11 protein-coding genes, 1 tRNA gene, 1 rRNA gene and 2 pseudogenes are annotated in these 12,120 nt (G+C 62.4%); 11 read left to right on the top strand and 4 right to left on the bottom strand.

Going from position 1 to position 12,120, the window contains the following annotated elements; all coding sequences use genetic code 11:
- Positions 1-92 precede the first annotated feature (92 nt).
- Entirely contained in the window at positions 93-902 is an 810-nt protein-coding gene (locus tag PHA8399_RS12320) for a division plane positioning ATPase MipZ (protein ID WP_058286447.1), read from the top strand.
- A gap of 18 nt (positions 903-920) precedes the next feature.
- Here the strand turns inward: PHA8399_RS12320 and PHA8399_RS12315 are convergent, their stop codons facing one another.
- Both PHA8399_RS12315 and PHA8399_RS12310 read right to left on the bottom strand, forming a co-directional pair.
- Positions 921-2,153, bottom strand: coding sequence for an adenylate/guanylate cyclase domain-containing protein (locus tag PHA8399_RS12315; RefSeq protein WP_058286529.1), 1,233 nt, complete (start codon positions 2,151-2,153; stop codon positions 921-923).
- Positions 2,154-2,204: 51 nt separating this feature from the next.
- On the bottom strand, positions 2,205-2,645 hold the full coding sequence (locus PHA8399_RS12310) for a MarR family winged helix-turn-helix transcriptional regulator (protein WP_008556625.1): 441 nt from the start codon (positions 2,643-2,645) through the stop codon (positions 2,205-2,207).
- Positions 2,646-2,716: 71 nt separating this feature from the next.
- On the opposite strand from PHA8399_RS12310, the gene hmgA reads away from it, so the two are divergent.
- From hmgA to tnpC, 10 genes and pseudogenes are all read left to right on the top strand, one after another.
- Positions 2,717-4,072 carry a homogentisate 1,2-dioxygenase gene (hmgA, locus tag PHA8399_RS12305; protein WP_058286446.1) on the top strand — a complete coding sequence of 452 codons (1,356 nt, stop codon included), beginning with the start codon at positions 2,717-2,719 and terminating at the stop codon, positions 4,070-4,072.
- 104 nt (positions 4,073-4,176) lie between these two features.
- Entirely contained in the window at positions 4,177-5,433 is a 1,257-nt protein-coding gene (gene fahA, locus PHA8399_RS12300; RefSeq protein WP_058286445.1) for a fumarylacetoacetase, read from the top strand.
- Positions 5,434-5,515: 82 nt separating this feature from the next.
- On the top strand, positions 5,516-6,466 hold the full coding sequence (locus PHA8399_RS12295; protein ID WP_058286444.1) for an MBL fold metallo-hydrolase: 951 nt from the start codon (positions 5,516-5,518) through the stop codon (positions 6,464-6,466).
- 149 nt (positions 6,467-6,615) lie between these two features.
- Entirely contained in the window at positions 6,616-8,226 is a 1,611-nt protein-coding gene (locus PHA8399_RS12290; protein WP_058286443.1) for an FAD-dependent oxidoreductase, read from the top strand.
- Between the two features lie 5 nt (positions 8,227-8,231).
- The gene (locus PHA8399_RS12285; protein WP_145977033.1) at positions 8,232-8,450 is read left to right on the top strand and encodes a DUF2783 domain-containing protein; all 219 of its coding nucleotides are present in this window, start codon (positions 8,232-8,234) and stop codon (positions 8,448-8,450) included.
- Positions 8,447-8,989 carry a VOC family protein gene (locus PHA8399_RS12280; RefSeq protein ID WP_058286441.1) on the top strand — a complete coding sequence of 181 codons (543 nt, stop codon included), beginning with the start codon at positions 8,447-8,449 and terminating at the stop codon, positions 8,987-8,989. Before PHA8399_RS12285 ends, PHA8399_RS12280 begins: the two co-directional genes overlap by 4 nt.
- Positions 8,990-9,050: 61 nt before the next feature.
- A complete protein-coding gene (maiA, locus tag PHA8399_RS12275; RefSeq protein WP_058286440.1) occupies positions 9,051-9,683 on the top strand; it encodes a maleylacetoacetate isomerase in 633 nt (210 codons plus the stop codon).
- A 147-nt stretch (positions 9,684-9,830) separates the two neighbouring features.
- Entirely contained in the window at positions 9,831-10,181 is a 351-nt protein-coding gene (gene tnpA, locus PHA8399_RS12270; protein ID WP_082649538.1) for an IS66-like element accessory protein TnpA, read from the top strand.
- Positions 10,178-10,372 (top strand): annotated as a pseudogene (gene tnpB, locus PHA8399_RS12265) (IS66 family insertion sequence element accessory protein TnpB); the annotation flags it as partial. The gene tnpA and the pseudogene tnpB, both read left to right, overlap by 4 nt.
- Positions 10,356-11,015, top strand: a pseudogene (tnpC, locus tag PHA8399_RS22010) (IS66 family transposase); the annotation flags it as partial. The pseudogenes tnpB and tnpC, both read left to right, overlap by 17 nt.
- A gap of 669 nt (positions 11,016-11,684) precedes the next feature.
- Here the strand turns inward: tnpC and PHA8399_RS12250 are convergent.
- Positions 11,685-11,761: transfer RNA gene (locus PHA8399_RS12250), tRNA-Met, on the bottom strand.
- A 44-nt stretch (positions 11,762-11,805) separates the two neighbouring features.
- Positions 11,806-11,920 (bottom strand): 5S ribosomal RNA (rrf, locus tag PHA8399_RS12245).
- Between the last annotated feature and the right edge of the window lie 200 nt (positions 11,921-12,120).

The following is a 12,120-nucleotide window of genomic DNA, read 5'->3' as shown; positions in this document are numbered from 1 at the left end:
TGCGCGCACCACTTTTCTTGGCCGAATCCAGAGCCTATACAGGGGCACAAAGCTAAAGACGTGCACCAAAGCACGAGCGAAGGGACCTGTACATGGCGCATATCATTGTCGTCGGCAACGAGAAGGGCGGCGCGGGCAAATCGACTGTCTCCATGCATGTGGCAACCACTCTGGCCCGGCTGGGCCACAAGGTGGCGGCGCTGGACCTGGACTTGCGGCAGCGCTCCTTGGGGCGCTATCTGGAAAACCGCCAGGATTTCTGCGCCAAGGCGGGGCTGGAACTGCCGATGGTCGAAATGCATGAGCTGCCGGAGATCGACCCGGCCGGCCTGCAGCCGGGTGAAAATATCTACGACCACCGGCTTTCGGCAGCGGTCTCGGCTCTGGAGCCGGGCCATGATTTCATCCTGATCGACTGCCCCGGCTCGCACACGCGCCTGAGCCAGGTGGCACATTCGCTGGCGGACACGCTGATCACGCCCTTGAACGACAGCTTCGTCGATTTCGACCTGCTGGCCCATGTGGACCAGAAGGGCGAGACCATCACCGGTCCGTCCGTGTATTCGGAAATGGTCTGGAACGCCCGCCAGCTGCGGGCGCAGGCTGGGCTCAAGCCGATCGACTGGATCGTGATCCGCAACCGGGTCGGCACCCAGCGTATGGTCAACAAAGAAAAGATGGAGCGTGCCATCAAGATGCTGTCCAAGCGCATCGGCTTCCGCGTGGCGCCCGGGTTCTCGGAGCGGGTGATCTTCCGCGAATTGTTCCCGCGCGGGCTGACGCTGCTGGACCTCAAGGATGTTGGCGTCAAGCAGCTGAACATCTCTAACATCGCCGCCCGGCAGGAGCTGCGCGATATGATGAAGGAAGTGAACCTGCCGGGGGTCGAGGTCAGCATCTGACCCCGCCCCGGCGGCACCTTAGCCGGAACAGCCGCAGTTGCCGCGGTTGATCGTGTAGAGCTCCATCGGTTCGGCCACCCCGCGCAGCATGTAGCGGCCCAGCGACACCAGATCATGGTTGGTGCCCCTGGCAGCCAGCTTAACATCTTCGGACATGATGATGTTCTGGCCGACCGACCGGTGCATCCCGGCGATCCGGGCGGTCTGATTCACCGCCTGGCCGATCACCGTAAAGTCGAGCCGGCTCTCCGCCCCGATATTGCCATAGAGGATAGTGCCCGCGTGCAGTGCCAAGGTAAAGCCTGCGGTCGGCACGCCCTGCGCCTCGCGTTCGGTGTTGCAGGCGCGGATCTTGCCGCAGAGCTCATTGGCGGCGGCCAGAGCCGCGTGGGCGTCTTCCTCGATGCTGCCCAGATTAAACATGGTCAGCATGCCGTCCCCCATGAACTTGAGGATGTTGCCGCCATGCGCTTGGATGGTTTCCACCGCCAGCCCGAAATAGCCGTTCAGCATGTCGATCAGCTCGGTTCCGGGCAGCCGCTCGGAAAGTTCGGTAAACCCCTTGAGATCGAACAGGCAGATCACCGCGTCGATCTGCTGCGAGGAGCCGCGCTGGATCTCGCCCGACAGCACCCGGCGGCCGGCATCGCGGCCCAGGTAGACCTGCAAGAGATCGCTGGCCATCTGCCGGTTGGAGGAGGATTTCAGCGCCAGCCCGAGATGCGGCAGGGTGGTGCGGATCAGGTCCAGCTCGCGGTTTGAAAAGCCGCCAGGGCGGTCCGTCGCCCAGGAGACCAGCATGCCCTCTTGCGGATGACTGGGGTCGTTCGGCCCGGCTTCGGGCGGGGAAAACCGCACACCCTTGGCGAAATAATCCGTTGCCCCGCGTTCCCGCAGCTCCGGCAGCAGCGGGAATTCCTCCGGCGCGCCGTCTTCGAGTTTCTCGCGGAACTCGTCCAGCTCCTGATCCAGAATGTGGTAGAAGGGGCTGCGCAGCCATTCCTCGCGCGGGGACTCGCGGTATTCGTAATGCTGGTGAGACAGGCCGTCGGCCCGGGTCCAGTTAAAACCGATGCCGCCGAATTTCGGGTGAAAGGCGCGCTGCGCCAGATGGAAACGCCACAACGGCACGCCCGCATCGCACAGCCGCTGGCAATAGCCCTGCAAGAGATCCTGCTGCTGCGCCCCATGCAGTCCCTGTTCCATCAGCCAGGCAATCAGCGGTCCCGAATTGACATCAATCTGTATCATGGTTTCACCTTCAATTCCGCTGCCATATCTGGGCATTGCACCCAGCAATGTCTACGGGCCGATGCCTGCTAATTTGCGCAGCATATACCGCAAAATCGCAACCTCGCCGGTCGTGAACTGGCGGCACAGCTTGGCATCGAACTCCTGCGCCACGTCCCGCAGCTCCCGGTAGGCGGACTGCCCCGCCGGGGTCAGGGTCAAATGCTCTGCCCGGCGGTCGCTTTCATCCCGAGTGCGGGTCACAAACCGTTTCTCTGCCAGCTTGGCGACCGCACGGCTGATCTTGGTCTTGTGGATCTTGGCCCGCTCGCCGATCTCCTTGGCGGTCATCTGGCCATAGTTGCCCAGATGGAACAGCACCCGCCATTCCGTGCGCAGCATACCATAGCGGTCCTTGTAGTGCCGCTGGAACCCCAGCGAGCTTTCCTCGGCCGCCCGGTTCAGCAGAAAAGGCAGGAAATCCTGCAGAGTGAAGTCATCTTTCTCGGTCATTTGCGTCCTCTCTCCCTTGTTAGTTACAAAAACAACTAATATTCCGCAAGCAGTGATAGGAGAAACGCGCGATGAATCGGCCAGCCGATCCCCATGAAATGATCCAGGCTCCCTCGCTTGCGGGGCCGAACGAGGGCTATATGCCCGGCTTTGCCAACGACTTTGAAACCGAGGCGCTGCCCGGCGCCTTGCCGCAGGGCATGAACAGCCCGCAGAAATGCAACTATGGCCTCTATGGCGAACAGCTGAGCGGCACCGCCTTTACCGCCGACCCGCCGGAGCGGACCTGGACCTACCGGATCCGCCCCTCGGTGAAGCATTCGCACCGCTATCAGAAGATCGACCTGCCGCATTGGAAGTCGGCGCCCTGTGTCGATCCGGACGTGATCTCGCTGGGCCAGTACCGCTGGGATCCGGTGCCGCATTCCGATCAGGGGCTGACCTGGCTCACCGGCATGCGCACCATGACCACCGCGGGCGACGTGAACACCCAGGTCGGCATGGCCAGCCACATCTATCTGGTCACCGAGTCGATGGTGGACAGCTATTTCTTCTCCGCCGACTCCGAACTCTTGGTGGTGCCGCAGGAAGGCCGCCTGCGCTTTGCAACCGAGCTGGGCATCATCGACCTGGCACCACAGGAAATCGCCATCATCCCGCGCGGCCTGGTTTACCGTGTGGAAGTGCTCGAAGGCCCCTGCCGCGGCTTTGTCTGCGAGAACTACGGCCAGAAATTCGAACTGCCGGGCCGCGGCCCGATCGGTGCCAACTGCATGGCCAACCCGCGCGACTTCAAGGCGCCGGTGGCGGCGTTCGAGGACCGCGAGACGCCCTCGACCGTGACCATCAAATGGTGCGGCCAGTTCCACGAGACCAAGATCGGCCATTCGCCGCTGGATGTGGTCGCCTGGCACGGCAACTACGCCCCCTTCAAATACGACCTGCGGACCTATTGCCCGGTGGGCGCCATCCTGTTCGACCACCCGGATCCGTCGATCTTCACCGTGCTTACCGCGCCGTCGGGTGTGCCGGGCACCGCGAATATTGATTTTGTGCTGTTCCGCGAACGCTGGATGGTGGCCGAAAACACCTTCCGCCCGCCGTGGTACCACAAGAACATCATGTCGGAGCTGATGGGCAACATCTACGGCCAGTACGACGCCAAGCCGCAAGGTTTCGTGCCGGGCGGCATGTCTCTCCACAACATGATGCTGCCGCACGGGCCGGACAAGAACGCCTTTGAAGGCGCGTCAAACTCCAACCTCGGCCCCGAGAAGCTGGACAACACCATGTCCTTCATGTTCGAGACCCGCTTCCCGCAGCATCTGACGCCCTTTGCAGCAAAGGAAGCGCCGCTGCAGGATGACTACATCGACTGCTGGAGCGACATCGAGAAGAAGTTTGACGGCACGCCCGGGTTGAAGTGAAGGTGGAGGGGGCGCTGCCCCCTCTGGGCCTCAGGAAGGCCCATTCACCCCTGGAGTATTTTTGGAAAGATGAAGCCGGCACCGGCTGATGACAGGAAGACGATATGGCTTTGATGAGATCCTGGGCGGCCTCGGCCAATGATGCGGCCCACCCGTTCCCGCTGAACAACCTGCCTTATGGCGTATTCTCCGTCGACGGTGATGACCCGCGCTGCGGTGTCGCGATCGGCGATATGATCCTGGACATGCAGGCCGCCGAGGAGGCCGGTCTGGTCCAGCTCGGCGATGCGCCGCTGTTCGACGTGCCCTATTGGAACGATCTGATGGAAGAAGGCCCGGCGGTCTGGGCCGCACTGCGCGACCGCCTGACCGCGCTGCTGTCCGAAGGGGCGGCGGAGCAGGACAAGGTGGAGCCGCTGCTGGTTCCGGCCGCGGATGCAGAGCTGCACATGCCTTTTGCGGTCAGCGAATACACCGATTTCTATGCTGGCAAGAACCACGCCTTCAACGTTGGCACCATGTTCCGCGGCCCGGAAAACGCGCTGCCGCCGAACTGGCTGCACATCCCGATCGGTTATAACGGCCGCGCCTCGTCGGTGGTGGTCTCCGGCACCGACGTGCGCCGCCCCTGGGGCCAACTGAAAGGCCCGAATGACGACAAGCCGCGGTGGGCACCCTGCGCGCGCTTTGATATCGAGCTGGAGATGGGCGCCATCGTCGGCACACCCTCCGATGGACCCATCACTGTTCAGGAAGCCGATGACCACATCTTTGGCTACGTGCTGCTAAACGACTGGTCGGCGCGTGACATCCAGGCTTGGGAATACCAGCCGCTTGGCCCGTTCCAGGCCAAGGCCACTGCCAACACGATCTCCCCCTGGATCGTGACCAAGCCGGCGCTGGAGCCGTTCCGCTGCGACACGCCGGAGCGCGAAGTGGAGCTTCTGGACCACCTGAAGGACTGCGGTCCGATGCTCTATGACATCGACCTCGAAGTGACCCTGGCGCCGGAAGGAAAAGAGGCCACAACCATCGCGCGGACCAACTACAAGGAGATGTATTACTCCGCCGCGCAGCAGCTGGCGCACCACACCACCTCGGGCTGCCCGATGAATGCAGGCGACCTGCTGGGCTCCGGCACCATCTCTGGCCCCACCAAGGAAAGCCGCGGCTCGCTCTTGGAACTCAGCTGGGGTGGCAAGGAGCCGCTGACACTGGAAACCGGCGAGGAGCGCTCCTTCATCGCTGACGGCGATACGCTGACCCTGAAAGGCGCGGCCAAAGGCGATGGCTACACCATCGGGTTCGGTGACTGCACGGGCAAGGTTCTGCCCGCGCTGGACGATCCGTTCAAGAGGTAAGCACCGCCTTTCCTCTTGCCCCAAATATCTCCGCCGGAGGCTCCCGCACTTGCCTCTGGCGCACCGCTGAAAGGACTGACACATGGCCAAGGCATTCGCGTCCCAAGGGGACATGAGCGAAAAGAAAATCTCCTTCACCGAGGTGGGCGAGGGCCTTTATGCTTTCACCGCAGAGGGCGATCCCAACTCCGGCGTGATCATCGGCGATGACAGCGTGATGATTGTCGAGGCGCAAGCGACCCCGCGGCTGGCCAACAAGGTGATCGAATGCGTCCGCTCCGTGACCGACAAGCCGATCACCCATGTGGTTCTGACCCATTACCACGCGGTGCGCGTGCTGGGCGCCTCTGCCTTTGGCGCGCAGCAGGTTATCATGGGCGACGCCGCCCGCGCCATGGTGGTGGAGCGGGGGCAGGAGGACTGGGACAGCGAGTTCCAGCGCTTCCCGCGGCTGTTCGAAGGCCATGAGAGCATTCCCGGGCTGACATACCCGACCACCACCTTCTCGGATGACATGACTGTCTACCTCGGCAACCGCCGGGTTGACCTGATGCACCTGGGCCGCGCCCACACCGCGGGCGACATCGTGATCCATGTGCCGGATCAGAACGTGATGTTCACCGGTGACATCGTCGAATACCACTCGGCCTGCTATTGCGGCGATGGCCATTTCGGCGACTGGGGCAGCACGCTCGACAACATCAAGGCCTTTGACGTTGATGCCATTGCCCCGGGCCGCGGCGACGCGCTGGTCGGCAAGGAGATGGTCAACGCCGCGATCGAAAACACCCGCGATTTCGTCGAAAGCACCTACCGCCCGGCGGCCAAGGTGGCGGCGCGCAACGGCACCCTGAAGGAGGCCTGGGACGCGGTTCGCGCCGAGTGCGATCCGAAGTTTGCAGACTATGCGATCTATGAGCACTGCCTGCCCTTCAACGTCGCCCGCGCCTTTGACGAGGCCCGCGGCATCGACACCCCGCGGATCTGGACCGCTCAGCGCGATCTGGAGATGTGGGAGGCCCTGCAGGGCTGAGTCCCGGCAATTTAGCACCCGGGGCGGTTTGATCCAGATCGTGTCGCCCCGGCAGAACCTGTGAGACGCTAGACCATGCTCCCGGCCGGCTCCTGCCGGGAAAGGGTAGAGCTGTGCCTGACGGCACCCGGAATTTGGGAGGAGACCAGATGAAGAAGATCTTTGAAGTCCCTTTGTACCCCTACAAGCGCCATGCGGATGAAGACGCCTCTTCGCCCGTGCGCCGCAAGGTGGTGGTCATCGGGGCGGGCCCGGTTGGCTTGGCTGCCGCCATCGACCTGGCGCAGCAGGGCACCGAAGTTGTAGTGCTGGACGACAACGACAAGGTGAGCTTCGGCTCCCGCGCGATCTGCTTTGCCAAGCGGCCCTTGGAGATCCTTGACCGGCTGGGCTGCGGCCAGCCGATGGTCGACAAGGGCGTGCAGTGGAACACCGGCAAGGTGTTCTTCGACGACCGCCAGGTCTATGAGTTCAACCTGCTGCCGGAAGAGGGCCACAAACGCCCCGCCTTTATCAATCTGCAGCAGTATTACTTCGAGGAATACCTGGTGAACCGGGTGCGCGAGCTGCAAGAGCAGGGCGCGCCGATCGAAATCCGGGGCCGCAACAAGGTCTCTGCCATCGGCTCCCACCCCACCCACGCGGTGCTGGAAATCGACACGCCCGAAGGCTCCTATACGCTGGAGGCCGAATGGCTGATTGCCTGCGATGGCGCGGGCTCGCCCACCCGGCAGATGCTGGGCCTGGATTTCGTCGGCCGGGTGTTCGAGGACAACTTCCTGATTGCCGATGTGATCATGGAAGCGGATTTCCCGTCCGAACGCTGGTTCTGGTTCGATCCGCCCTTCAACAAGGGCCAGTCGGCGCTGCTCCACAAGCAGCCTGACGGGGTCTGGCGCATCGACCTGCAACTGGGCTGGGACATCGACAAGGAGCGCGAGAAGCGTCCGGATAACGTGATCCCGCGCCTCAAGGCGATGCTTGGCGAGGATGTGAAATTCGAGCTGGAGTGGGTCTCGATCTATACCTTCCAATGCCGCCGGATGGAGAAATTCCGCCACGGCCGGGTGATCTTTGCCGGCGATGCTGCGCACCAGGTCTCCCCCTTCGGCGCCCGCGGCGCCAACTCCGGCCTGCAGGACACCGACAACCTGTGCTGGAAGCTGAAGCTGGTGATGGACGGCAAGGCGCCGGAGGGCCTGCTGGACACCTATGACGCCGAGCGCATTCACGGCGCGGATGAGAACATTCTCAACTCCTCGCGCTCAACCGATTTCATCACTCCGAAATCTGAGATAAGCCGGGTGCTGCGCGACGCAGTCCTGGACCTGTCGGAACAGTATGAATTCGCACGCCCCCTGGTGAACTCCGGCCGCCTGTCGGTGCCTTGCACCTATGACGGCTCGCCGCTGAACTCGGCGGATGCGCTGGACGGGCCGGACCGCACCCGCCCCGGCTCCCCCTGCCCCGACGCACCGCTTGGCGACGGGTTCCTGCTGGATAAGCTGGGCGACAAGTTCGTGCTGCTGACCATAGACGCCGACGCGCCGGACGTGATCGTGGAGGAAGGCATCGAGGTCACCCGCCTGGCGTTGTCGATCAAGGATGACAAGACGCTGGCGCTGCAGCAGCGCTACCTGGGCAAGCATGAAAGCGGCGTCTACCTGATCCGCCCGGACCAGCATGTGGCCGCCCGCCGGCCTGCCTTTGATGAAAACCAGTTCCGGCACGCAATCCGCCGGGCCATCGGCAAGGAATGATCACCATGACACAAACCGATCAGCTGATCCTGACCGCCAACACCGAGCGCGCCGACGATTTCTATGCAGATCTGCTGGCAGCGCACGAGGGCCTCAGCAGGTCCGAAAGCGATGCCCTGAACGCCCGCCTGGTGCTGCTGCTCGCCAACCACATTGGAAAACGCGCAATCCTGAAACAAGCGCTGGCTGCGGCCGCGCTGAATCCCGGGGAGGACACCGCTTGAAAATCGAACAGATTCACCATGTCGCCTACCGCTGCAAAGACGCCAAAGAGACGGTGGAGTGGTACAACAAGATGCTGAACATGGACTTTGTCCTGGCCATTGCCGAGGACCACGTTCCATCGACGCATGAACCCGATCCTTACATGCATATCTTCATGGATGCTGGCAACGGCAACGTCCTGGCCTTCTTTGAGCTGCCGACCAAGCCGGAGATGGACCGCGACCGCAACACGCCGGTCTGGGTGCAGCACATCGCCTTCAAGGTCAAGGACCGCGACACCCTGATCCAGTTCAAGGAGCATCTGGAGGCCAATGGCGTCGAGGTTCTGGGCGTCACCGATCATTCCATCTTCCACTCGATCTACTTCTTTGACCCGAACGGCCACCGGGTGGAGCTCGCCTGCCCCGATCCCGCGGAAGACGCGCTGCTTGAAAAGCTGGACGCGGTGAAGTGGGAGATGCTGGAGGAGTGGTCGAAGACCAAGAAGGCACCGAAACACGCCGACTGGCTGCACGCCAAGGAACTGAACAAGGGCTGAGCCCGCACAAACGGTGGAAGGCAGCCCAAAGGGCTGCCTTTTCACAACAGGGAGGACGCGGATGACCCGCACGGTTCTTTATGATTATTGGCGCTCGTCAGCCAGCTACCGGCTGCGCATCGCGTTGAATTTGGCGGAGATCGGCTACACCACTGTCCCGGTCGATCTGGTCAAGGGCGAACACAGAAGCCCGGACCACCTGGCCCGCAACCCGCAGGGATTTGTCCCGGTGCTGGAGATCGACGGCCTGCGGCTTACCCAGTCGCTGGCGATCCTCGACTATCTGGACGAAACACGGGCGCTTGGCCTGCTGCCGCAGGACCCGGGCCAGCGCGCTCTGGCACGGGCGCTGGCACACTCTGTGGCGGTGGATGTGCACCCGGTCTGCAACTTGCAGGTGGCCAAACACGCAACCGCCCTCAGCGGCGGCGCGCCGGATATGCCCAAGGCTTGGATGCAGCATTTCATCCGCCCCGGCCTGCAAGCGTTTGAGGTTCTGCTGGCCGGATTCGAGCAGACCCCCTTTTGCACCGGCAGCGCGCCGGGGCTGGCGGACATCTGCCTGATGCCTCAATTGTATAACGCCCGCCGCTGGGAGGCGGATTTCTCGGACCTGCCGCGGATCTGCTCAGTGGAGGCCGCCTGCGCGGACCATCCCGCGTTTGCAACCGCGCATCCGGACCAGAATTCCTGACGCCCCGGTTCTGCCGCCTCGGCGCTCCGGTTCTGTTTTGTCCGGGCTTCGTTCGGGCTGCAACCGTCCGGTCTGCCCGCACTGACGGCGGTCGTTAGTGATGGATAATGTCCATTAGCGAACAAGTGGAAACTATCGGGGTTGAATATGGCGAAGCGGCGCAGGCGGCGGAATTGGTCTGAAGACGAGAAACGGATGATCTGCGCACAGACGCGGGTACCGGGTGTATCAGTGTCCCAGGTTGCCCGGCGCTATGATGTAAATGCCAATCAGGTCTTCAATTGGCTGAAGGAACCCCGGTTAGCAGCGGCGGCTTATGAGGAACGGGAAGTTGTGCCGTTCCTGCCAGTTGAAGTTCTGGATGCGGAACCTGCTTCAGCCCCGCCGGATGCCGGGTCACAGATAGAGGTGGAGCTTGCCAACGGCCCCCGCCTGAAGGTTCAGGGCGGCTTTGATACCGATGCGCTTGCCGCACTGATCCGGAAGCTTTCGGCGTGATCCCAGTTCCGGCAAGTACAAAGGTCTGGCTGGCAGCCGGGGTCACGGAAATGCGTAAGGGGTTCGGCGGCCTGTCAGCTCTGGCCGAGAAGGTTTTGGCGGAAGATCCGTTCAGCGGGCATCTGTTTGTATTCCGGGGCAGCCGGGGCGACCTGCTGAAGGTCATCTGGTGGGATGGCCAGCGCAGATGCTCCTGACGGTGATGCCGAGGGGCAGAAGGTCAAACCAAAACGCAAACCTCTGCCGCCCGATCTGCCCCGGATTGATCAGGTTCTGACGCCCGGAAACGCCTGCACATGCGGCGGCCAGCTTCGGACCATTGCCGAGGATGTGACGGAAGAGTTGGAGTATGTGCCGGGCTGGTTTGTTGTGAACCGGATTGTCCGCCCGCGCATGGCTTACTGGGATTGCGACAGGATCATTCAATCGGCACTGCCATCACGTCCGATTGAGCGCGGCCGTCCCGGTCCTGGGTTGCTGGCGCATGTGCTGGTCAGCAAATATGCGAACCACTGCCCTCTGTACCGCCAATCGCAAATCTACGGACGTGAAGGTATCGATCTGGACCGTTCCACCTTGGCGGATTGGGTTGGCCGCTCTGCGGCGCTGCTGGAACCCCTGGCTGATGCCATCGGCCGTCATGTGCGCGCTGGCCAGGCAATCCTTGCAGACGACACCCCGATCAGGATGCAGTCCAAAGGCAAGTGCGCCACGGCGCGCGTCTGGACCTATGTCCGCGACGAGCGCCCATGGGGCGGAGTTGACCCGCCTGCGGCGGCAGCTCGAACTGATCAAGCGCGCGGCCGCGGGGAAGCGTTCAGCTGCCCGCTCGCCATCCGGACGGTCTTCAGGATCTGCGCGTCCACGCTGTGGTCCTTCATAAGCTGGTGGCGCAGGCGGGAGTCCGGGTTCCGGGAAAAGCCCAATTTTACCAGCTGTGCCCCGTTCGGAAGCTTGAACTGCATGGCGTAGAGATGGCTTGGCGCGGCGGGCCAGTCGTCACCGCATTTGCCGCAGCCAAACCTTCCGGTCTGCATATTGACCCGGGCCACCCTTTGGGTGTGCCCGCATTCCCGATGCCGGTACAGACGATAGTTCGGGTCCCTGTCCGGGTCAGCTCCGATCAGCGCCCAGCCCTGAGCTGCTGCTTCCTTTTGTTCCTTCCGGCTGTGGCAGGTCTCGCAGCGCACGTCGCAGATCCACGGCAGCTTCGATCCCTGTGTCATCAATACCCTTCTTGTGACCCTCACGGCGAATAAATCTCACCAGCTCAGCTTGTGTCAGATGCCGCAAACGGATTGGCGGGCATCTGCTTAGAAGAGGCTCGGGCATTGGTGGAGCGGATCGTGCTGACGCCCGCGGCGGCAGGCGCTGGCCTGGATCTGACCCTTGAGGGGGATCTGGCCGGGCTGCTGCGTCTTGCGGCGGGTGCGCAAGGCCCGGACACGGCGAAGGCCCCGGACGGTAGATCCGAAGCCTTTGATATGTCTGAGGAAATTTTATTGGTTGCGGGAGCAGGATTTGAACCTGCGACCTTCAGGTTATGAGCCTGACGAGCTACCTGGCTGCTCCATCCCGCGACAGGTGTTTTGTCATCGATTAGAGAGGTTTTGGATTTTACTAGGTTTGGCGGTGACCTACTCTCCCAGGGCTTGAGCCCAAGTACCATCGGCGCGACAGTGCTTAACTTCCGGGTTCGGGATGGGACCGGGTGTTTCACTTGTGCTGTGGCCACCAAACCAAGAAAAATCCAATTCCGACGTCCTTGCGGAGCAAGGCTGTTGAGCGGCAGGCAGCGTGTTTGCTTCAGCAAATGCGCATTGCCGCCCGGTTGCTGTGTCACCGCCTGGTGGCGGCAGGCACAACAGCCTGCGTCGGTTACAATCAACGTTGTCCGTGTTTTTTTGGGATGGTTTGCTTGTTTGGTTTTCGTAACACT

This window comes from Leisingera aquaemixtae, from assembly GCF_001458395.1.
Taxonomy (GTDB): Bacteria; Pseudomonadota; Alphaproteobacteria; order Rhodobacterales; family Rhodobacteraceae; genus Leisingera; species Leisingera aquaemixtae.
This window is presented reverse-complemented; position numbering and strand designations above follow the sequence as displayed.